At 53.7% G+C, this 22,012-nt stretch carries 21 protein-coding genes and 1 riboswitch; of the genes, 18 read left to right on the top strand and 3 right to left on the bottom strand.

Annotated features, from left to right (window positions below; genetic code table 11):
* The first annotated feature begins 31 nt into the window (after window positions 1-31).
* From BN2762_RS22635 to BN2762_RS22620, 4 genes are all read left to right on the top strand, one after another.
* A complete protein-coding gene (locus BN2762_RS22635) occupies window positions 32-1,579 on the top strand; it encodes a response regulator transcription factor (RefSeq protein ID WP_055109097.1) in 1,548 nt (515 codons plus the stop codon).
* A gap of 275 nt (window positions 1,580-1,854) precedes the next feature.
* On the top strand, window positions 1,855-3,159 hold the full coding sequence (locus tag BN2762_RS22630; RefSeq protein WP_392391603.1) for an extracellular solute-binding protein: 1,305 nt from the start codon (window positions 1,855-1,857) through the stop codon (window positions 3,157-3,159).
* Window positions 3,160-3,198: 39 nt separating this feature from the next.
* On the top strand, window positions 3,199-4,074 hold the full coding sequence (locus BN2762_RS22625; RefSeq protein ID WP_055109095.1) for a carbohydrate ABC transporter permease: 876 nt from the start codon (window positions 3,199-3,201) through the stop codon (window positions 4,072-4,074).
* An 18-nt stretch (window positions 4,075-4,092) separates the two neighbouring features.
* Window positions 4,093-4,974: a carbohydrate ABC transporter permease gene (locus BN2762_RS22620; protein WP_055109094.1), complete on the top strand. Its 882-nt coding sequence runs from the start codon at window positions 4,093-4,095 to the stop codon at window positions 4,972-4,974.
* A 152-nt stretch (window positions 4,975-5,126) separates the two neighbouring features.
* Here BN2762_RS22620 and BN2762_RS22615 read toward each other — a convergent pair whose 3' ends face one another.
* The 3 genes from BN2762_RS22615 to BN2762_RS22605 all read right to left on the bottom strand — a co-directional run bounded on the left by BN2762_RS22615 (window position 5,127) and on the right by BN2762_RS22605 (window position 8,016).
* On the bottom strand, window positions 5,127-5,930 hold the full coding sequence (locus BN2762_RS22615) for a Cof-type HAD-IIB family hydrolase (protein ID WP_055109093.1): 804 nt from the start codon (window positions 5,928-5,930) through the stop codon (window positions 5,127-5,129).
* Window positions 5,931-5,997: 67 nt separating this feature from the next.
* On the bottom strand, window positions 5,998-6,990 hold the full coding sequence (locus tag BN2762_RS22610; RefSeq protein ID WP_074048753.1) for a DMT family transporter: 993 nt from the start codon (window positions 6,988-6,990) through the stop codon (window positions 5,998-6,000).
* A 21-nt stretch (window positions 6,991-7,011) separates the two neighbouring features.
* The gene (locus tag BN2762_RS22605; RefSeq protein ID WP_055109092.1) at window positions 7,012-8,016 is read right to left on the bottom strand and encodes a lipoate--protein ligase; all 1,005 of its coding nucleotides are present in this window, start codon (window positions 8,014-8,016) and stop codon (window positions 7,012-7,014) included.
* A 104-nt stretch (window positions 8,017-8,120) separates the two neighbouring features.
* Here BN2762_RS22605 and BN2762_RS27890 point away from each other — a divergent pair, with 104 nt between their 5' ends.
* The 14 genes from BN2762_RS27890 to cobS all read left to right on the top strand — a co-directional run bounded on the left by BN2762_RS27890 (window position 8,121) and on the right by cobS (window position 22,009).
* Complete coding sequence (locus tag BN2762_RS27890; RefSeq protein WP_154674783.1) at window positions 8,121-8,264, top strand: hypothetical protein; 144 nt, start codon at window positions 8,121-8,123, stop codon at window positions 8,262-8,264.
* Between the two features lie 141 nt (window positions 8,265-8,405).
* Window positions 8,406-9,500: a threonine-phosphate decarboxylase CobD gene (cobD, locus tag BN2762_RS22600; protein WP_055109091.1), complete on the top strand. Its 1,095-nt coding sequence runs from the start codon at window positions 8,406-8,408 to the stop codon at window positions 9,498-9,500.
* Window positions 9,497-10,417 carry an adenosylcobinamide amidohydrolase gene (locus BN2762_RS22595; protein ID WP_083485087.1) on the top strand — a complete coding sequence of 307 codons (921 nt, stop codon included), beginning with the start codon at window positions 9,497-9,499 and terminating at the stop codon, window positions 10,415-10,417. Before cobD ends, BN2762_RS22595 begins: the two co-directional genes overlap by 4 nt.
* The gene (gene cbiB / locus BN2762_RS22590; RefSeq protein ID WP_055109090.1) at window positions 10,414-11,376 is read left to right on the top strand and encodes an adenosylcobinamide-phosphate synthase CbiB; all 963 of its coding nucleotides are present in this window, start codon (window positions 10,414-10,416) and stop codon (window positions 11,374-11,376) included. The genes BN2762_RS22595 and cbiB overlap by 4 nt, the downstream gene beginning before the upstream one ends.
* 44 nt (window positions 11,377-11,420) lie before the next feature.
* On the top strand, window positions 11,421-12,011 hold the full coding sequence (locus BN2762_RS22585) for a histidine phosphatase family protein (RefSeq protein ID WP_055109089.1): 591 nt from the start codon (window positions 11,421-11,423) through the stop codon (window positions 12,009-12,011).
* 623 nt (window positions 12,012-12,634) lie between these two features.
* A complete protein-coding gene (locus tag BN2762_RS22580) occupies window positions 12,635-13,582 on the top strand; it encodes an MsnO8 family LLM class oxidoreductase (protein ID WP_055110318.1) in 948 nt (315 codons plus the stop codon).
* Between the two features lie 89 nt (window positions 13,583-13,671).
* Window positions 13,672-14,637 carry a TRM11 family SAM-dependent methyltransferase gene (locus BN2762_RS22575; protein WP_316246821.1) on the top strand — a complete coding sequence of 322 codons (966 nt, stop codon included), beginning with the start codon at window positions 13,672-13,674 and terminating at the stop codon, window positions 14,635-14,637.
* Between the two features lie 131 nt (window positions 14,638-14,768).
* A riboswitch (cobalamin riboswitch) is annotated at window positions 14,769-15,020 on the top strand.
* A gap of 191 nt (window positions 15,021-15,211) precedes the next feature.
* Window positions 15,212-16,225 (top strand): ABC transporter substrate-binding protein, encoded by a 1,014-nt coding sequence (locus BN2762_RS22570; RefSeq protein WP_055109088.1) that lies wholly within the window; start codon window positions 15,212-15,214, stop codon window positions 16,223-16,225.
* Window positions 16,222-17,268: a FecCD family ABC transporter permease gene (locus tag BN2762_RS22565; protein ID WP_055109087.1), complete on the top strand. Its 1,047-nt coding sequence runs from the start codon at window positions 16,222-16,224 to the stop codon at window positions 17,266-17,268. The genes BN2762_RS22570 and BN2762_RS22565 overlap by 4 nt, the downstream gene beginning before the upstream one ends.
* Window positions 17,265-18,050, top strand: coding sequence for an ABC transporter ATP-binding protein (locus BN2762_RS22560; protein WP_055109086.1), 786 nt, complete (start codon window positions 17,265-17,267; stop codon window positions 18,048-18,050). Before BN2762_RS22565 ends, BN2762_RS22560 begins: the two co-directional genes overlap by 4 nt.
* Before the next feature lie 24 nt (window positions 18,051-18,074).
* Window positions 18,075-18,230 (top strand): hypothetical protein, encoded by a 156-nt coding sequence (locus BN2762_RS27040; RefSeq protein WP_154674782.1) that lies wholly within the window; start codon window positions 18,075-18,077, stop codon window positions 18,228-18,230.
* A 1,114-nt stretch (window positions 18,231-19,344) separates the two neighbouring features.
* A complete protein-coding gene (gene cobT, locus BN2762_RS22555) occupies window positions 19,345-20,424 on the top strand; it encodes a nicotinate-nucleotide--dimethylbenzimidazole phosphoribosyltransferase (RefSeq protein WP_055109085.1) in 1,080 nt (359 codons plus the stop codon).
* Window positions 20,421-21,053 carry a bifunctional adenosylcobinamide kinase/adenosylcobinamide-phosphate guanylyltransferase gene (locus tag BN2762_RS22550; protein WP_148499986.1) on the top strand — a complete coding sequence of 211 codons (633 nt, stop codon included), beginning with the start codon at window positions 20,421-20,423 and terminating at the stop codon, window positions 21,051-21,053. The genes cobT and BN2762_RS22550 overlap by 4 nt, the downstream gene beginning before the upstream one ends.
* Window positions 21,050-22,009, top strand: a complete 960-nt coding sequence (cobS, locus tag BN2762_RS22545) for an adenosylcobinamide-GDP ribazoletransferase (protein ID WP_083485085.1) — start codon at window positions 21,050-21,052, stop codon at window positions 22,007-22,009. The genes BN2762_RS22550 and cobS overlap by 4 nt, the downstream gene beginning before the upstream one ends.
* Window positions 22,010-22,012: the final 3 nt, after the last annotated feature.

The raw sequence follows: 22,012 nt of genomic DNA, 5'->3' as shown, positions 1-22,012 counted from the left end.
TACAGGCAAAACTGCAAAGGAGATGATAGGAATGAAAGTACTGATTGTTGACGATGAAGTGATCATTCGCACTGGATTGAGCAGTGTTATCAATTGGGAAGCTAGCGGATTTACGGTGCTGGAGCCGGCCGCCTCGGCTGAGGAGGCTCTATCGCGCATCCCTGACGAGCGCCCGGAGATCATCTTTACAGACATTCGGATGACGGGAAAGAGCGGTCTCGAAATGGCTCATGAAGTCAAGCAGGCATATCCGAACACAGAAATGATTGTCATCTCAGGCTATGACGAGTTTGCATATGCTCAGCAGGCTTTGCGGGAAGGAGTCAGTGATTATCTGCTTAAAACAAGCCGCCCTGATGAGATCATTCAAGCTGCCCTTCGAGCCAAAAAACGGCTCGAAGAGCGAAGACAGGCGGATGAACGAGGAAGAGCGGAGGAAGCTGTTGTGAATCGAAGCTTTCTAAGAGAAATGCTGGCCTCTGCTTCCAGTCCGGATGAGCAAATGGCAGCGGAGCTGTTGCACAGATATCCGCGCCTGCGAATGATCCAGGGGAAACACCAGCTGCAGATCTGGATCATTTCCGTACAGGCCGGGGATTGCGAGGGAATGTCCCATTCTGAGCTTCTGCATGACAAGCTGGGCGAAACGTTAACGGGCTGGCTGCCTTGCGAGTGGCTGCCATGGAATGAAGCGTTGCTGCTGTTAGTAAAAATCGAAGCCGATCATTCCGGCTGGAATCCCGTAGTGCGAGCGATTCAAAAGGCGGAGCAAGCGCTGCAATGCCGGACATTTGCCGCCTGTGGCCGGAGTATTGAGGATGTGCGCCAGATACGCGAAGCTGTCGACACAGCCTTAGAAGCGCACTCCTATGCCTGGCTGTTAAGCCAGGAGCCGTTCGTTCGCTATGACGAGCTAGGTGCACGCAGGGGGCTGCGAATGGTCTGCACGCAGGAGGAGGAAATCGCCCTTTCCTCCCTGCTGCGGTCAGGCAGCAAGGAGGATTTGCGTGCAGAGATCGGACGGATTTTGGACCGGATCAAGCAGGATAGTCAGGCGACGCCGGGCTCGGTCCAGGCTTACCTGCATTCCTTGCTTATCGCGGGTTACCGGTGGCTGGAACGCGCCGCATCCTCCATCGGGTTTTCAAGCCTGCTGCCCCATGGGGAGGAAATAGATGAGGCAGCGCTGGCGAGCAGGCCTGAACAGACGCTGATGGCTCATTTTGAATCGATGATGAAGCAGTACAGCCAGATGGTTTCCGGAGTGAGTCCGGTTCAGCGAGCCCTGGCCTATATCCACGATCATTTGGATCAAAGTCTCTCCCTGAGCCAGGTAGCCAGGCATGTACATATGAACCCGAACTATTTTAGCGAAGTATTCAAACGGGAGACCGGGCAGAATTATATCGAATTCGTGACACAGGCCAAGCTGCGCAAAGCGATGGCACTGTTAAGGGAGACGCCCGCTAAAATCAGTGAGGTGGCCAACCAGATTGGATATGAGGATATCAAGCATTTTAATCGTCTATTCAAAAAGTTTACGGGGCTTACCCCTTCGGAATATCGAAGCAAAAGCTGAATAAAGCCCCGCTATCAACTGAAATATATCCCCTATGGGCCTGTTCTCCTCCTCTTTATACTAAAAAGAGCAGTTCAATCCGTCATCTTTTTGTCACAAGGCATCTCTGCAGATGTACCCGCCTGAGAAGATGCAGCATGGATAGCATATGCCTTGGTGCTGAAAAGATGGCGTTGAACTCGCGCTTAAGGAATTTATTTTACAGGATGGACTAGGCTGTTCATAGTTCCGTTCCGTACAACAAAGGGGGATTATCGGTGAAATCATTAAGAAAAATGAGTCTTTTGCTGCTGATGATGACCATGCTTCTTGCAGCCTGTGGGGACAGCGGCAGTAACAAGTCTAGCGATGCCAGCAAGAAGAGCGAGAAAATAAAGCTGTCCATTTGGCATAATTTTGCTGGAGATGACTTGCGGGCCAAAACAGTAAGAGGCCTGATCGAGAAGTTTGCCGAGGAGCATCCTGAGGTGGAGCTCGATGCGCAAGCGATTCCGCCGGATGGCTACCGCCAGCGCTTAAGCACGGTTGCAGCAGGGAATGAGCTTCCGGATTTATTTTTTGTCTATGCAGGAAGTCATTCTGCTGAATTATACCGGGCCGGATTATTGCAACCGATTACAGAGGTTGTTGACCAGCACCCCGAGTGGAAGGATAAGTTCCTCACCGGCGCCTTTGATCCCTATACATTTGAGACGGACGAGATTTACTCAGCTCCTATCGGAATGTCGGCAACCTCCATCCTCTACTACAACACGGCTCTGTTTGAGCAATATAACGTAAAGGTTCCAACGACATGGGATGAAATGATGACTGCCATCCAGGTGTTCAACGATAATAATATTACGCCGATCGCTTTGGGGAATAAAGCTCCGTGGGTAGCGCAATCGACTATACTTGGTTCGCTTGCTGACCGCGTAACCGGAACCGAGTGGTTTAAGAATGCTGCAGCCCAGAATGGCGCGAAGTTCACGGATCCAGAATTTATCGAGGCTCTGGGTTACTTTAAGCAGCTGGTTGATCATAAGGCTTTCCAGGAGGGAGCCAACAGCATAGACAATACGCAGGCTGAGCAATATTTCATTCAAGGAAATGCGGCTATGATGATCAGCGGGGCTTGGAGTCTCACCAATCTGGCAGCCTCGGCGAGCGAGGAGCAGATGAAGGTTGTTGACGTTACCGTGCTCCCGGCAATTCCGGGGGGCAAGGGAGAGGCGAATACGATTTCCGGCGGTGCAGGCGGCGGCCTGGCATTGAGCAAACGGACGGAAGGCCCAGCTAAGGAAGCAGCCCTCGAGCTCATTTATGCCGTTAGCGGCCCGGAAGCACAGAAGGCGATTGCCGAGAGCAATTCCATGGTGATGTACGATACGGACATTGATGAATCCAAGGTAAGCTCGCTGTACTATAAGGCGTTCAACCTGGTGAAGAAGACTAATATTACCCCCGTTTATGACGCCTATTTATCTGCAGAAGCGGCGGAAGTGATCAACAACGGACTCCAGGAGATTATGGCGGGAGGTTCTATAGAAAATGTCGCGAAGAAGCTCCAGGATGCACAGGCCAGGTCAGTCACCCCATAGTAGGGCTATCCCGAGTCGACATAAGGAGGTAGACTTCTCATGCCTACCGCTTTGCGAAGTAAAAGCTTCATTGCGCTAGCCCTGCTTCCGGCGCTGCTTCTGTTTGTGGTCTTTGTAATCGTTCCCATTTTTTGGTCCGCTTACTATGGTCTATTCGAATGGAAGGGAATCGGAGCATCCAAATTTATCGGCGCAGGCAACTATCGTGAAATTCTTCAGGATCCTATTTTCTGGAGAGCGCTTAGAAATAACTTGATTCTGGTTATATCGGCGATCATAGGGCAGATTCCCATCGCACTTCTCCTAGCTCTGGTTCTGGTCAAGAATTCGTTCTTCTCCCGGTTTATTCGTTCGGCGGTGTTTATGCCGATGGTGCTTTCGACGGTCGTGGTGGGGCTTATTTGGGGGTATATCTACCATCCGCAATTCGGATTGGTTAACACCATCCTGGAGGCTGTCGGGCTGGAGTCTTGGACGCGGGCCTGGCTATCCGTGCCCCATGTGAACATCTTCGCGATCACCATTCCGATTAACTGGAGCAATATCGGACCTTATATGCTTATCTTTATTGCGGCGCTGCAGAATATATCGCCGGAAATTTACGACGCGGCTCATATCGATGGAGCATACGGGAGAAAGAGGCTGTTCTACGTAACGCTGCCCATGATCTGGAGTACCGTAATTGTTACGATGGTGCTCTGCATCTCGGGAAGCCTGAAGGCGTTCGATCATGTCATGGTGATGACGCAAGGAGGGCCGGCGCAATCGACAGAGCTGCTGGCGACATATATGTATAACAATACGTTCCGGGTTTATCGTTATGGGTACGGCTCAGCCGTGTCGACCATAATCATGATTATCAGCGCCTTATTGATCGGGATTAATTATGTCCTGACTCGAAGGAAAGCGGGATAACTAGAAGGGGGAAGGAGAGTGGAGCTCAGAACGACCAGGACCACGGATATGGCCGTGGATTCCTCTGGCAGGAAGCTTATGGTAAAAGGATTGGCCGTACTGGGAAAATCGATCTTGCTCGGGTATGCCGTTCTTACGCTGTATCCCTTGTACTGGCTGTTTATCAGTGCTTTTAAGACCAATGAAGACTTCTTTAAGAACCCTTACTCCCTGCCGCGCGTGTGGAGGATAGAGAACATTACCCGGGCGTGGGAGCTTGGAAATATGGGAAGGGCGATGCTGAATTCTACGTTTGTGACGCTAGCCGCCGTTGTCCTAACTCTAATTCTTGGCATTCTTGCAGGCTACGTGCTTTCGCGATTTGAATTCCGGTTCAAGAAGACCGCCGTAGCCCTGTTCCTGGCAGGCCTGCTTATACCGATCCATAGTACGCTTGTCCCTTTGTTTCTTATGATGAAGGAGATGCATCTGCTAAATACTTACGGAGCACTTATTCTGCCTTATACGGCATTTGAGCTTCCATTGGCTGTGTTCCTGGCTATGGGTTACATGGCCTCCATTCCAAAGGAAATTGAGGAAGCGGCTATGATCGACGGCAGCGGCTGGTGGGGAATCTTTGGCCGGGTGATCTTCCCGCTGTGTACCCCAATCATCGCAACCATTTCAATATTGGCTTTTCTGCGGTTTTGGAACGACTTTTCTTTTGCCCTTGTATTCATAAACTCACAGGCGCTAAAGACCTTGCCGCTAAGCCTATCCTTATTCTCGGATGGCTTTGGTACGGACTACAGCCTGACGATGGGAGCTATGGCGATCGCTGTCATCCCTACGATTGTTGTGTATTTGATCCTGCAGGATCAAATAATGAAGGGCATGGTGGCAGGTTCGATTAAAGGTTAAGAAGCAGGGGGCAGCCTATAGGCTGCCCCTCTTTTTACAAATTACAGATGAAAGGAAGTATAGTTACAGAGCATCCGCTTCTGTAGCGCAGGAAAAGCTACTGTCAAATCCTCAGATTTATTCCGAAAGTGCGATGACAGACGCTTCTCAAATCAAGCTTCCCGGTTAAAAATAAACTTGTCGATCGCGTGCTTGACGCCATCCTCATTGTTGCTGCGAGTCACATAATCGGCGATTTGCTTCAGCGCAGAAATCGCGTTGCCCATCGCGATGCCGAGCCCGGCAGCCTCCAGCATTTCATGGTCATTCCAGGAATCCCCGATCGCGATCGTCTGCTCCAGGCTGCAGCCGAAATGGCCGGCGATAAATTTCAGCGCATGTCCCTTTGTCCCTTCTTTATGCATGAACTCAAGGAAATTCGGCTTGGATTTAGTAATATGCACCGCCGGCCCGAGCAGCTCGCGAAGCACCGGGGCGATTTCATCCAGGTAATCCGGCTCGTCGATAATGAGCATTTTTGGCGTTGGCTGGGCTACCAGCTTGGCAAAATCGGGCTCGATGAAGTATTCCGTATTGTTGAGGGAGGTGTAGTCGATCAGCTTCTGATTCTCTTCTCTGGCGTACAGCTTATCATCGATATACGTTTGCAGATGCAAACCATGCTCCACGCAATAGGCGAAAAGCTTGCTGGCCGCGTCCAGAGGCAGATAGCGCTCGTACAGCACTTTTTCATCGAGCAGATTTTTCACGTAAGCGCCTTGGTAGGTAATAATCGGTACATTAAGGCCAGTTTGGCGCGCAATGGCCTGGGCGGAGGAGTAGGCTCTTCCGGTGGCCAGCGTAACGACTACCCCTGCGGCAATCGCCTCTTCCAACGCCTGCTGTGTTGCCGGAGTAACCTCTTTGTCATCGTTAATCAAGGTATCATCAATATCAATTGCAATGAGTTTGTACATCGTGTGGGCGTCTCCTCTTCTGGTAATGTTTGAAAGCTATCATGACGAGCTGATGAATGGAATGAACTTAAGGGGCACCCTCCGTAGGCAGAGGGGGAATACGCTCCTTCCTTGCTGCTGGACAGGAAGGATTCGAATGTCCGCCATCGCTCTTGTGCCCATGATCCGAGCCTTGGCCTGCCTTCAACTCGGCTAGAATCATTCCGGTAAAAATAAAGCCGCAGCCCAGCAGTGCAGACCAGCCCAAGCGCTCACCGGCAAACAGCACGCCTGTGATGGCAGCGAATACCGGCTCCATGGCAAAAATGACGGCTACCCGGGCGGGGCTCGTATAATTTTGACAGACGGTCTGAATCCAAAAAGCAAAGGCGCTGGTCGGACCGATGGAAACGAGCAGAGCCAGCAGCACCTCGGGACGCAGAAGCAGCTCCGTTGTCTGGGCGATAGTCCCGACATGCTCGGTCATCAGGGAGGCGGCCAGGCTGAACAGCCCGGTCACCCCAAGCTGAACCGCTGCTAGCGGAAGCGCCGGATAGCGCGGGGCATAGAGCCCCGTAAAGCCGATATGCAGCGCAAAGGCGAGGGCGCAGAACAGGATCAGGACATCGCCGCGATTCAATGAAAAGCTGCCGTTCGTAAACGTTAGCAGGTACAGCCCGGCAGCGGCCAGCAGGGCGCTGATCCAGGTGAAGGCATAGAGCCTGTGCCGGAAGAGGGCCACCGACAGAAACGGCACGAGCACGACGGACAGGCCCGTAATGAATCCGGCATTTGAAGTCGTCGTATATAGCAAGCCGACCGTTTGGAAGCCATAGCCCGCGCACAGGAACAGTCCCAGCAGCACGCCGTGACCGAGCAAGCGCAGATTGAACCGGCGCCAATCCTTGCGGTAGAACAGCGTCGTGATGACCGCCAGCAGCAGGGAGGCTCCGATGAACCGAATTGCATTGAAGGCCAGCGGCGGGAGCGCCTGCACCGCATTTTGCACGATCAGGAAGGTGCAGCCCCACAGCATGGCGACGGAAAGCAAGCTCAGATCGGCCATGCGTGATCGCGGCATATTGAATTTTTTCACGATGGGCTACTCTTTCAGGAAGACCAGGCCCACGAAATCATCGAATTCCAGGTTGCCGAAATAATGCTTCACATCGATCCCTGCCAGCGCCTGGCGAACCGTCTGTTCCTCATGGCGCACCCCGCGCAGCTTGTCCTCAATATCGGCGACATCGCCTACTCCGAAGAAATCGCCGTAGATTTTGATGTCCTGGATATGGCCGTCCTTTATGTTCATGCGCAGATCGATGATGCCGATAGGGAATTTTTTCGTATGCTTCACATTGCACTCCGGGGACAGACCGAAATTCCAGTCCCAGTTCTTATAACGTTCCTTGGAAATCTCGTTAATTTTGCTCCAATCGTCCTCGGTTAGGCGGTATTGCGGTACCTTGTCCGCGTCCATGCCAAAAATATGCCGCAGCAGCTCCGCGCGGAATTCCTCGATCGTCATTTTCTTATCCAAAAAATCAATGATGTTAGCTACCCGGCTGCGCACGGATTTGGTGCTCTTGGATTTGAATTTCTCCGGATTCGCATGCAGCGAGGCGGCGACATCGTTCAGATTCAGGTTGAACATGAGCGTACCGTGGCTGAACATGCGGCCGCGCGTGGAGAATTGGGCGTTGCCGGAAATTTTCTGGTCGCCGACCTGCAGATCGTTGCGTCCCGTCATCTCCGCATTGACTCCCAGAGATTGCAGCGCCTCCACGACCGGCTGCGTGAACTTGCGGAAATTATGGAAGGATTGCCCGTCATCCTTCGTGATGAAGCTGAAATTCAGGTTGCCGAGATCATGGTAGACCGCTCCGCCGCCGGACAGACGGCGCACGACCTGGATATTGTTCTCCTTGACGTAATCAAGATTGATTTCCTCAATCGTATTCTGATGCTTGCCGATAATGATCGACGGCGCATTAATATAGAACAGCAAATAACTGTCATCTTCGAGCGGAAGATGCTTCAGCGCGTACTCCTCAATGGCCAGATTGACCGAGGCGTCGGTAATCCCCTGGTTATCAATAAACAGCATGACTCTTCCTCCATTACTTTTATATATTTGTATCACGTTAATTTGAAATATCCTACCGTAATTATTGTAAACCAATTAAGGCCGAAACCAAAGGAAAAAACCGGGTGCCGGCATTTTTCATCCATGTGGCAGCGGCTGGACACGGCCGCATGTGGTCGACCGACCGCCGTCATGCAGCGAAGCACCGCGCGCTAGGAGCTGCGCGCGGTACGATTGAGACATCACGTATACATCACGCGGGCGGGTGAATGGACGGTGAAAGGGAAAAGGTGAATAGTAGTTTGACGGAAGATGGGAATTCCCCTCATAATGAGGGCATTGAACTTGGATGCTAAGCAGCTGAAATACAGAAATACTTCAATGGGTATGGGGAAAAGAGGAATGGCGATATGCTGGAAGTGTACGGACATGGAGGAGATGTAGAGTCGGCAGCACTGCGCTTCGGGCTTAAGCCAGGTCAATTCACGGACTTTAGCGCAAATATTAATCCGCTCGGTCCGCCGCCGGGTATGCTAGAGGGACTGCGGGCGGCGCTGCCCGAAATCATACGTTACCCCGATCCGGGTCACCGGGCGCTGCTCTCCTTGCTGGCAGAGCGGCATAGCGTACAGCAGGCGGGCATTTGCGTCGGCAACGGCGCAGCGGAAATTATGGCCCTTATCTTATTGGCAGTGGCACCGAGCAAGGTTGGCGTCGTGCAGCCCTGCTTCTCGGAGTATGAAACGCTGTCCCGGCAGTTTGGAGCAGAGGTACACGCGGTTTGCGGGACAGCGGAGTTGGACTATCGCGCTGAGCCCGAACAAATCGTAAAGCTGGTTGCTTCAAGCGATCTGGTGTTTCTGGGCCAGCCGAACAACCCGAATGGGGTGCAGTACGGCGTGAGGCAATTGCGGCAGCTTGCAGAAGCCGCGGAACGGCATGGGACTTATTTTGTAATAGATGAGGCGTTTATCGACTTCATTCCTCCGGAGCAGCGGCAATCGCTGCTGCCTGAGCTGGAGCGGTATCCGCATGTCATCCTCGTCCGCTCTATGACGAAATTCTATGCGATTCCTGGTCTGCGGCTCGGCTACGGCATCGCCCACCCGGAGATGGCGGCCGCGATGAGAAGCAAGCAGGTGACGTGGAGTGTTAATATTTTGGCGCTGCGGGCTGGGGAGATCAGCCTTCAGGCCGGGGAGGAATACGAATCGGCAACGATCGCGGCTATTGCGGCGGAGCGGGAGTATCTCCGGACAGAGCTTGTATGCATGGGCTGCGAGGTGACGCCGGGGGAAGCCAACTATTTGCTTCTGAGGCTTCCGGAGCCGTGGACGGCCGGAACGATGCAGGAGGCGCTTGGACGCCGAGGCGTGCTCGTGCGAAGCTGTGCGATGTACCCGGGGCTTGGCGGGAGCCATATCCGCGTTGCGGTGAAGGATCGGGCGGCGAATGCCATCCTGATTCGGGAAATGGAGCAGGTGATGGGAGGCGAGCAGGGATGACGACCCCTTTTTTGCATGTGCAAATGGACGAAGCAGGTCGAGCAGATTCAGCAGATCGAGCTCATTACAGCAGTAAAGCTGGACAAGGCGATCTAATCCGCCAAACTGGCGATATGAAACCTAAGGAGCAAATGGATCAACTTCATCGGACTGATCAGATAGGTCAGAGCAATCTGGTCAATCAACCTCGTCGAGCAGACCAGCCGTCTGCTGAAACAGGCCAGGCAGTCTATCCCGCAAAAATATGGCCGGGCTTAAAACTGTACCGGAAGGAGCGGCATATCTTGCTGGAAGCGCCGGGTCCGATGGACAGCTTAGGCAGTGCGGTATATGGCGGCGGAATGCAATCGCTGGAGCGATTCGTCAATATTTATGTGGACCGGTTCTATCGCTGCGATGATCCGGTGCATGATATTCGGAACTTGCTTGGCGAATGGGGATACCCTGAGCGGGGAACGGCCGGGCTGCTAACGGCGGTGCAGCTGCAGCATGCGGCGGTGGCCGAGGAGCAGGGCGCCGATTTCGGCGTGCTGTGCTGCGCTACGGCGGGCGTATCCAACGCAGCCAGGGCCGGAGTGAAGCGAACGACGTTCCCTGCCTCATGGACGCCGGGCACGATTAACATGATGCTCGTCGTCGACGGCAGAATGACCCCCGCGGCCATGGTGAACGCCGTCATTACGGCGACGGAGGCCAAGGCGGCCGCGCTGAGCGATCTCGGCATATGCGACGCCGAGAATGGGCTGACCGCAACCGGCACGACGACGGATGCGGTCATGCTGGGCGTCAGCCAGCGCGCCGAATGGCCGCTGCTGCACGCCTACGCGGGAACCGCGACTGATCTGGGCGGCGCTATTGGCCGCCTGGTGTACGACGCGGTTCGTGCATCTTTGGCCGCGGCCGGAGGGCCGAAATGACGGCCGCGTGGTGGGTGCTGCCGGTCGCGTATGCGCTTGACCGGCTGCTTGGCGATCCGCGCTGGCTTCCCCATCCCGTCATCGGGATGGGGAAGGCGATCGCCGCGATCGAGGCGGCAATTCGCCGCCTGGTGAAGCCCCGCGCCTACCGGGCCGCGGGGCTGCTGCTGCCGCTGCTCGTTGCAGGCGGCAGCTTTGCCGTGACCTGGGCCGTGCTGTGGCTCTTGGCCCAGGTTAGCCCGTGGCTCGCCGCGCTGGCTGAAGCCGCGCTGATCGCCACGACCATCGCGGCCAAGGGGCTGCAGGATGCCGGCATGGAGGTATGCGCCCATTTGCGCCGCGGCGATCTGCCTGCCGCCCGGCGTGCACTCGGCATGATTGTCGGCCGCGACACCGGGCAGCTCCAGGAGCCGGATGTGGTGCGCGGCGCGGTGGAGACGGTGGCGGAGAACATCGTCGACGCCGTCGTCTCGCCGCTTTTTTTCGCGCTGCTGGGCGGCGCCCCGCTGGCGATGGCTTACCGTGCCGTCAATACGCTCGATTCAATGGTTGGCTACAAGAATAACAAATACATCGATCTCGGATGGGCGTCGGCTCGTCTAGACGATATCGCGAATTATATCCCCGCACGCTTGACGGCCCTGCTGCTGATCGCTGCGGCCTGGCTTCTTCGCTTCAATGCCAAAGGCGCTGCGGCCATGGTGCGGCGTGACGCCGCGTCCCATCCCAGCCCGAATAGCGGGTTCCCGGAGTCGGCCGTCGCCGGAGCCCTCGGCGTGCGCCTGGGCGGTGAGAATTCGTATCATGGGGTGGTGTCTTTTCGTGCGTATATGGGGGACAAGACCCGCGAGCTGGAGGCGAACGATATCGTCAAAGCAGGCCGACTGCTGTTTGTCGTCTCGGATTTGTTCGTGCTGCTGGGAACCGTGCTGGTGCTTGCGTTAGCGGGTTGGCTTTAGACCCGATCACCTGTGTGGTGAATATCAGGAGGCGAGTGATTTAGATGAAACAGGTCGGTTGTACTGCTGAACTCTGGCTTGTACGACATGGACGTACCCGCTGGAACAGAGAGCGGCGTTATCAGGGACATTCAGATCCTGCCTTGCTGGACGGTGAGGCGTCTGGACTCGATGAGCCCAAGCGGGAGCTTGAAGGAGTTTCTTTCACCTCTGTCTATTGCAGCGATCTTCTGCGCTGCCGCCAGACGCTGGCGAGAGTTCGGCCAGATCTGCTTGGCGAGGCGGTTTATGACCCGCGTTTGCGGGAAATGAACTTCGGGCAGTGGGAGGGGCAGACGTATGAGATGCTGAAGGAAGACCCGCATTATCGGGCATGGATTGACGATCCTATGTCATGGACTCCGCCTGAAGGAGAAGCGTGGGCGCAGTTTCACCAGCGGGTAAGCCATGTCTATGAAGAGTGGCTTGGCCTGGCCGAGAGGTGCTGCCTTGCAGGCAGTCGGGAGCAGCGGATTCTTGCGGTCACCCATGGGGGTGTCATTTCGCTCGTTTCCATGCTGCAGCATTCCGGAGCGGGGTTTTGGGACACGCATATTGCTGCCGGCGGTATATTGAGGCTCAAGCTGGAGAGATAGATTAGGCGTGGCGATGGAAAAGGGACAGTTAACAAGAATAATGCGGATAAAACCGATATAAAACTGAACATAACTAGACCAATCTAGAGCAAAGCTATAGCAAGTTAGAGCAAGTTAGAGCAAGTTAGAGCAAGTTAGAGCAAGCTAGAACAAGTCTAGAGCAAGCTAGAGCAAGCTACAACGAAACTAGCACGAAGCTACAACAAAACTAGAACAAAGCTAGAGCGATGCAAGAACAAAGCCGGAATAAAGCCGGAATAAAGCGGGAATAAGTCTGGAACAGAACTGGAGCAGGCTCAGGTCAACATACGGGACATATGTATAGCAGAATGACAGTGAAGTATGCAATAGATGCCCCCTGTTCTAAAGCCTGCCTAGTGATAGTAAGGCACAGGTGGAGACGAGCACGCGGAATATTCGGCGTATGCTGCAGCTCCTTTGCGTCTTCCTAAACCTTAATGCAAAGGGGTTCGCAATGCTGGGGTATACTATCCATGCTCTCACCGCACTTTTAAGCAGGATTGATTTTGACCTCAAAAAAGGAAGTGATAGGCTTGCCAAGGACGAGAGATAGACTATCCGCGTCAGCCTCAAGTGCCGAAAGATCCGCACCGAATTTTTCAATTACAGGAAAATCGCTACCGCTAGTCCTGGGTGTGCTGGATCTCGTTCCCCGTTTGCCGGGGAATACAGATGAAGAGGCGCTCAGACAAGCTGTAGCTTTGGCGCAGAGTGCCGAAAAATGGGGCTATGCCCGCTATTGGACGGCTGAGCATCACGATATGCCAGGGCTGGCCTGTTCTTCACCAGAGGTGCTGCTCGCTCATGTCGGAGCTAAGACGGAGCGGATTCGCCTCGGTTCAGGGGCGATTCTGCTCCCCCATTACAGCCCGCTAAAAGTAGCGGAATGGTTCCGGCTGCTTGCCGCATTATACCCCGGCAGGGTAGATTTGGGGCTGGGGCGCGCTCCCGGAGGAGAAGCGCACACCGTAATGGCGCTTAGCGGCAATTTTTTGGCCCGGATCGCTGAGCTTCCGCAGACGGTTGCTTCGCTGCTGGAGCTTCTTCAGGACGTTTACAAGTATGAGGGGCATGCCGTAACCGCCCGGCCGCAGCCGCAAATCGAGCCGATGGTTTGGATGCTTGGAACGAATAAGAAAAGCGCGGAATATGCAGCCAAGTTGGGAACGGGTTATGTATTCGGACAATTTATGAGCGAGCACGACGGTCTGGACGTGCTGGCATCCTATCGAGCGGACTTTGCGCCCTCCTCACTCCAGAGCGCGCCAAAAACGATGCTGGCCGTCAGCATCGTATGTGCAGCAGCCGAGAGTGAGGCTGCGGACTGGGTGCGGGTGCTCGATGAGACGGCAGGACAAACGGGTCGAGGCTCGTTCCGCAGTTTAAGCGGCACGCCGCACGGCGTCTATGAGCAGCTTAAGGATTTGCAGCACCAGTACGCTAATAACGAGTTCTTGATCGTGTGTCCCATTCCCGACTATGCGGCAAGGCTGGAATGCTACAGGCTGCTGGCAGAGGCGCAGAGGGAGCGGGAAGGCATGCAGGAGTGATTTTGAAAAAAGCAGCAAAAGAGTCTCATAACCGCTTTTATTCCAAGTGAGCATTTATTCGTTTGAAGTCGAGGGTGGAGGCAGGAAGCATGATGCATGAAGGAAACCGCAGGCATTACGTGTACGCATACGCCTGTCATGAGAATGAACGGCGGCTGTGCGAAATGGAACTCGCTGCTCTGTTTGGACAGCCGGCGGGTACGGCAGGCTACGTGGAAACGGACAGACGGATCGCTCCGAGCCGCAGTCCGTTTATTTCGTACCGGGTAGAAGTATTGTATGCGGCAGAAGATTTCGATAGCCTAGCCTCGCAAGCGGCTGAGCTTGATCTTAAGGACAGAACTTTTAAAGTCATTTGCATGAAGCTTGGTGACATGCTCGCATACAGCTACGAGGAGCAGCGCGAGTTTGAACGGCGAATCGGAGGGTTAGTTCGCGGCAAGGCGGAAATGCGCAGGCCTGAGACGACGCTCGGCCTGATGTCCATCGATGGCCGTTGGCAGCTAGGAATATGCCACAAGGCAGAATCCGTATGGCTGCACCATAAAAGCAAGCCGCGCAATTACTCCACAGGACTAAGCACAGCCGTCGCTAGGGCTTTGGTGAACATTGCGGTTCCAGAGCCGGATGCCGTCAAGGCGATCGATCCCTGCTGCGGAATGGGAAATGTGCTGATCGAAGCTTTGTCGATGGGAATTGACATCGTCGGCCGGGATATTAACCCGCTGGCGGTTCGGGGAGCAAGAATCAATTTGCGACATTTCGGATATGGTGATGACCGGGTCAGTCTTGGAGATATGAATGAAGTGGACGAGCTTTACGGCGCGGCTATCGTGGACATGCCTTATAATTTATGCTCCGTGCTTCCTCCTGAGGAACGGGAACGGATGCTGAGCAGTATACGGAGGTTTAGTCTTAGGGCAGTCATTGTCTCGACGGAGCCGCTGGCGGAAGAGATCCGTCGAGCCGGTCTTCGCATCCGCGATTACGGGACGGTCAGCAAGGGTTCTTTTATCAGACATATTTGGGTCTGCGAGTCCAGGGTAGGGGGATAAACGATTGTCAGCAGCAAGGTTTTCCCCTATAATCCAATACAGGGCGCAGATGTGTCAAAGCCCAGTGAAGACTGTAAGATAGCCTGGGAACTAATCATGGGTAACTCAGGCGAAGATGATGAATGCCTAGTAAGAATGGGAAAACCGTAGGTCCCAAAGCGCGCTGATCCATAAGCTGCCGCCACGGGTTAATAGGGAAGCCGGTGCAATTCCGGCACGGTCCCGCCACTGTAAACAGGGATGAAGCTCATTTATGCCACTGTCATTCGTTGAACAGCCGCCATGTCCGCTTATAAGGAACGGCAGGAAGGTCAGCGAGGATGGGAAGGCGAGCCGAATCAGCAACCTGGAGTCAGGAGACCTGCCTATGGGAATCAAGAGACGGTCCTTCGAGGAGAGGATAACGTTCTGCTAATAACTATGCTTCGGACAAGCTGGATGCTTGCGGCGCATAGCCTTGTAGACGTAGCCCGATCCTGAATGGATGGGGCTTTTTCCTGTCTTTTTCACCCTGTTTTCCATTCCAAGCTGGCTTTTCATGTATAAACTACACACCATGTAAGGAGAGAGAGTCATGAACAAGTTCAGAAAGTTCTGGGGGTTTTGGATTTTAGCGATCATGCTTGTCTTGATGGCTGGCTGCGGCAAGGATGCATCAGGGCCAAGCAATGCGAATACGCCTGCACAGCAGGAGCAGAACGCTCAAACGGCACAAGGAGAGCAGGAGGGTTCACCGTCTGAGGCGCAGGCGACTGCCTATCCATTGACGGTGAAGGATGTCACGGGAGCGGAGTTTACCTTTGAGGCCGCACCTCAGAGAATCGTCTCACTGGCTCCATCGGAGACGGAAGGATTGTTTGCGCTTGGGCTGGATGAGCAAATCGTAGGGGTATCCGATGTCGATGATTATCCTGAAGCGGTGAAAGACAAGCCGAGAATGGGCGGATTCCAGGTTAATGTGGAGGCCGTTATTGCGGCCAAGCCGGATCTAGTGCTAGCCGGTAATTTGATTGACCCGGCAACGGTCAAAAATCTCACCGATCTCGGTATCAAAGTTTATCAATCGAATCCGAACTCCTTGGAAGAAACGATGGTGAACATCAGAGCCGTAGGCGAAATTACCGATCGGCAGAAGGAAGCCGAGAAAGTGATCGCCCAAATGGAAAAAGAACGCGATCTCGTCTTAAATGCGGTCAAAGCCTTGACACCGGATCAGAAAAAGAAAGTCTATATCGAATTCTCGGCAGGCTGGACTGTCGGCAAGGGTGTGTTCATGGACGAGTTGATTACGCTGGCTGGAGGCGAGAACGTCGCCTCGGATCTGGAAGGCTGGAACGAGATCAATGAAGAGAACATCATTAAGGCCAATCCGGACGTTATCCTGTTTGCCAGAAACGTAATCGATGAGAACAACAAAACGATCGGTGATATTATCAAGGCTCGCGGCGGCTGGGATCAAATTACGGCCGTGAAGGAAGACCGCGTAATCGGCCTGGACGATAATCTCTTAAGCCGGCCTGGCCCGCGTGTTACTCAGGGATTGATGGAAATGGCCCGGGCCATTTATCCGGAATTGATTCAGGAATGATGAATAAATTGGCGGGATATGGCGCGGCAGGCTTAGTACTTCTGGCTGCCACGCTGCTAGTATGCATCGGCGTTGGTTCCGTCTTCCTGCCGACCGGACAGATCGTTGGCATTCTGCTCCATCGGCTGCCCTGGATCGGCAGTATGGTTACACCGGACTGGGACGTAGCCGCGGAGCAGATTGTCATGCAGGTAAGGCTGCCGCGAGTTCTGCTCGGTATGCTGGTTGGTGCCTCTTTGGCGGTGGCTGGAGCTGCGTTCCAAGGCGTGCTGCGGAATCCGCTGGCTGATCCTTTTACACTGGGCGTATCCTCGGGGGCGGCGGTCGGCGCAGCTACGCTGATCTTCTTTGGTTGGCAGTTTTCTTTGATCGGCGTATTTACGCTGCCGGTCGTAGCGTTTATAACGGGAGCAAGCACGCTGCTTGTCGTAATGTGGCTGGCCAGGGAAAATGGGAGAATCCCAATTGAGAGCCTTATTTTGTCAGGCGTGGTTATGCAATCTTTTCTGGGCGCGATCGTCTCGTTTCTCACGGCCATGTCTAAAAAAACGGTAAACGAAATATTATACTGGACGATGGGAAGTCTCAGCTTGCGCGGATGGTCGTATACGATCATCCTTTTCCCGTATTTGGTCATTGGCATGCTTTTCCTCTGGAGCAAGGCACGAAGCTTGAATCTGCTAGCCCTCGGCGAACGCCAGGCGGCTCATTCGGGGCTGAACGTCGATCGGACGAAGGCAGTGGTTCTGCTCATAGCTACGCTGATGACTGCCGCGGCTGTATCCGTGTCCGGGGTGATCGGCTTCGTCGGCTTGGTTATACCGCATATGATCCGGCTGATAACGGGACCGGACTACCGGTTGATTATCCCGCTCTCGGCGCTTGGCGGGGGGATATTCATGATGTGGAGCGACCTTGCCGCCCGTACGGTACTGGCTCCAACGGAGATTCCGCTTGGCGTGGTCACGGCGTTCGTCGGAGCTCCGTTCTTTGCTTACCTGCTGTACCGCAACAAGAAGCGGAGAATGGAGGAGCTGCAATGATTGGAATTCAAGGTATTGTGAAATCCTATGGCCGGCAAACGGTGCTGCAGGGGATCGACTGGCAGGTGCAGCGCGGTGACTTTTGGGGCATCATCGGTCCGAACGGCAGCGGAAAAACAACGCTGTTGAACGTGCTGTCAGGTGTGGAGGGCCCGGAGACTGGAGAAATAACGCTGGATGGCAGGCTTCTTGCATCCTATAGCCGCAAGGAGCTGTCGAGGAAGCTCGCGGTGCTTCAGCAGGATGGCTTGCCGCCGATGGCTTTTCCGGTGCGTCAGGTGCTGGAGATGGGGAGGTTCCCCTTTCAGAATTGGCGCGGTAAAGAAGAGGAGGATGGTGCAGAGCGTCTGATCAACGAGATTATGAGACGCCTGGATTTACTGGGGCTGGAGCATAAGCCGCTGCATGTGCTTAGCGGAGGACAAAGGCAGCGGGTTGCTCTCGGCAAGGTGATGGCACAGCAGCCGGAGGTCGTGCTGCTCGATGAGCCGACGACCTATCTCGACATTCGCTACCAGATGCAATTCATGGAGCTGGTATCGAGCTGGCAGCGTGCTGAGCACTTAACCGTCATTGCCGTAATGCATGATTTGAACCTGGCTTCCCTGTATTGCGATAAGCTGATCGCTTTACGGGATGGTAAAATCATCGCTTCCGGGACGCCAAATGAAATTATTACCCCGGAAATAGTGAAGATGCTGTTCGATGTCGATGCTTATTCAGTCATGCATCCGGACCGGGGCGTGCCTCAGCTGCTTTTGCGGAGCGAGCAGGGGATGTGAGCTAGGGATTGAGTTGGAGCTGAGTTGGAGCTAGCCCTTGAGCTTGAGCTTATGTTTGAGCTTGCGCTCGAGCTAGCCCTTGAGCTTGAGCTTACGTTTGCACTTGCCCTTGAGCTAGAGATTGAGCTTGAGCTTGCACTTATCCTTGAGCTTGCGTTTGTACTTGCCTGGCTTTGGTAAGGTTTAGATTTAATAGATTTTTTTGCTCCAATCCTCGCTTGATGCTGATGCAATTGGCTGGGATTTGAACCGATTTTTGCGGATTCTCGTTTTTCGCACCGCGTGCAGCTCCCAGCGCGCGGTGTTTCGCTGCATGTGACGGAAGTCGCCAATCTTTAGCCAGATGAAATGCTTGCTAGTAATGTGTGACTTGGCATATTTCGTACTCTGGGTGTGAGTTAACGTATCATGGTTCCGCTAAATCGCGAAGCAAGTAGTTTTCGAACGCTAACGGACAGAGGTTCTGCTCAAGCACGAAGTAGGTCGTTTTTCGAAGGCTAACGGATCGTGTTCCGCTTAAGCACGAAATAGGGAGTTATGTGATGCTAACGGACCGCAGTTCCGCTAAATCGCGAAAAAGCAGCTTTTACGGAGGCTAACGGACCGAGGTTCCGCTATTGCTGCAAAAACACCACTTTGTTGCCCAAAAAAGGGACAATAAGGGCTCTGGTGTCCGTAAGAGTTCCAAAAATTGCTCAAATAGGCCAAATAGCGGCTCCTGTGTCCGTTAGCTAACTGAACTGATACGCAGGATGACATAGTATACTCTACGCACGTTGCGTTCCTTTTCATACAGTGAGGATTGAGTATGTCCGAGGTCTCGATAATACTTTAGCAAGTCTTTACGCAAGCCACTCTACAATCTAGGCACGTTCGGTCTATATTTCTAAGCTAATCATCAACAATCTAAGCACGTTCGGTCTATATTTCTAAGCTAATCATCAACAATCTAGGCACGTTCGGTCTATATTTCTAAGCTAATCATCAACAATCTAGGCACGTTCGGTCTATATTTTTAAGCTAATCATCAACAATCTAAGCACACGCCCAGTCATATTTCTAAACTAGTCAATCCACATTCTGAGCACGTCCAATCCATATTCCAAGCAAGTCAGTCCGCATCCCAGCAAGTACAATTTATATTCAAGAAAGACCACGGAAATTGCAAAAAGCGTCATTTCGTGTCATATGTCAGTAAGTTTATGTATAATTGCAAATAGTGATTTCTCGTTCATAAGTGGGCAGAATTTCGGCATTAGGCATAGTAGATCAAATTAGAGAAGAGGGCTATAGAATGAGTTATTCCGTTTCGGACATCATTGGATCAATTTCGCCTTGGCATGAGGAGGCGGCGAAGGCAGCAGCGGAGCATCTGGATCGTTTGACTAAGCCGCCGGGGAGCCTTGGCAAGCTGGAGACGCTGGCTATTCAGCTAGCCGGAATAACCGGCCAAGTGAAGCCAAGCTTTCCGCAGCGTGCAATCATCGTTATGGCCGCTGATCATGGGGTCTGTGCAGAAGGGATTAGTGCGTTCCCGGCGGAGGTTACGCCGCAAATGGTATTGAACTTTTTGGACGGCGGTGCGGCCATTAATGTGTTTGCTCGCCAGGCATCAGCGGAGGTGATGTGCGTGGATATCGGTGTGAATGCCGAGCTGAGCCATCCTCATTTGCTGAATCGGAAGGTAAGGATGGGAACGGCCAACATGGCCGCCGGTCCGGCGATGAGCCGCGAGGATGCGGAGGCAGCTGTGCTTACCGGGGTTGCCGTTGTGAAAGAAGCTGTGAATAAAGGCACAACTTTGTTCGTTACAGGCGAAATGGGTATCGGAAACACGACAGCTAGCGCTGCTGTGATGAGTGTGCTTATGGGCATTGCTCCAGCAGAATGTGTTGGCCGCGGCACAGGCATTGATGACCAAAAGCTGCGTCATAAGGCTTCGGTAGTGCAACGGGCTATTGGGTTGAACCAGCCGGCTGCTGATGATCCGCTCGATGTATTGTCCAAGGTAGGCGGCCTGGAGATCGCCGGATTGACCGGAGTCATTCTAGGGGCTGCTGCCCATCGCTGCCCGGTTGTTATCGACGGGTTTATCTCGAGCGCGGCAGCTCTAGTCGCCCAGCGTTTATGCATAGAAACAGTGAATTATATGGTAGCTTCCCACCACTCGCAGGAGCCGGGACATAATCAAGTGCTGAAAGAGCTTGGCCTTTCCCCGATGCTGGAGCTCGAAATGCGGCTGGGTGAAGGAACTGGCGGTGCGCTTGCGCTGCATCTGATTGACGGGGCCTGCCGCATCATGAGGGAAATGGCTACGTTTGAAAGCGCGGGAATTTCTGCGGGCGAGCCGGCTGCCGAGGGGGAAGCAAAGTGATCGTCATGGTGACTGGCGGCGCACGCAGCGGAAAGAGCAGCTTTGCCGAGAAATGGTGTATGAAACACGCGCCTAAGGCATTCTATATTGCTACGGCTCAGGCTTTTGATAACGAGATGGAGCAGCGGATTGCCCAGCATCGCCAGGCTCGCGCGTTGGAAGGGTACCCATGGGAGACTATCGAGGAGCCGCTTCAATTAGGAGCTTTGCTCACCAAACTGAAAGGTACTGGAATAAGCAATGACGGTGCATCTCGTCTGGGGAGAACGCAGCTTCAAGATCCGCAGGCCAAGACGATTAAAGAGGACACCTCACCAGCTGTACTGATCGATTGCCTGACGCTCTGGCTGTCCAATATGCTACTTGCTGTCGGAGAGCAGAAGGATGCAGAGGACAAAATGATGCGGGAAATTGATCGGCTTTTGGAAAAGATCGCAAGCTATGAGGGAACGCTTGTAATCGTTACTAATGAGGTAGGAAGCGGAATTGTTCCTGCATATGCATTAGGCCGGCAATATCGGGATTTGGCTGGAATATTGAACCGTCGTGTTGCGGCAATTGCAGACCAGGTATTTCTTGTTACGGCAGGAATTCCGATCGAGCTGAAAAGCAGGGAGTATAAGCTATGAGCAGCAGCAACGACAATGATAAAAGCAATATAAGCAATGTAAAGCAAAACAGCTACAACGGACCCGCGGCCAAAAGTAATACGACGGAAACTAATGGCGCGAGCACCATGTCTAGCGGCACGAGAAACCAGACTGATAGCACCAGCAGCACTACTGGAAAGGACTGGCCGCTAGCAGCGGCTTTTCAATTCCTATCGCGGTTTCCGGTACCGGTTGAAGTGAATTTCACGCCGGAGGTGCTGCGCCGCAGTGTCAAATATTATCCACTGGTCGGGCTGGCCATCGGTGCAGCTCTATGCCTAGCTGCAGCGGGCTCGGCCTGGCTGCTTCCAACTATGCCCGCCGCAGTTCTTATACTTGCTATCTGGATCTGGCTAACTGGGGGGCTGCACCTCGATGGCTGGATGGATTCGGCGGACGCGCTGCTTAGCTATCGCAGCAGGGAGAGAATGCTGGAGATTATGAAGGACAGCCGTGTTGGCGCGATGGGCGTAATTGCTTGCATATTGCTCCTGTTGCTTAAAATGTCACTTATTTATTCCCTGATAGGCATAGGCTATGCAGCGACGGGGGCAGCGCTCCTGATGGCGCCGATCTGGAGCCGTTGGTTCATGTCCTATGCCATGAAAGCCTGGCCGACAGCAAGAGAGAACGAGGGGCTCGCTAATCGTTTTCACGGTCTGAAGCAGCGCAGCCTTGCATTCTCTACGGCGGCAGCCCTGCTATCATCAGCCCTTGGGCTAACAATCGTGGGCTGGGTGCAGCAGGTACCCGCTTTTCCGATGTTATTTCTCGTTTATTTTCTTGCCGCTCCCTGCATCGCTTGGCTCGTCGGGATTCTGGCTGCAGGCAGAATCAGTAAGAGGCTGGGCGGATTGACGGGGGATGTTTACGGAGCCTTGAATGAAGGCTTAGAGGCCGTCCTGTTACTAGCTGCCGTAATTTGCTTAAGATGACTG

It is taken from the genome of Paenibacillus ihumii (assembly GCF_001403875.1).
GTDB classification, from domain to species: domain Bacteria; phylum Bacillota; class Bacilli; order Paenibacillales; family Paenibacillaceae; genus Fontibacillus; species Fontibacillus ihumii.
Note: the sequence above shows the minus strand (reverse complement) of the source record. Positions and strands in the feature narration are given on the sequence as shown.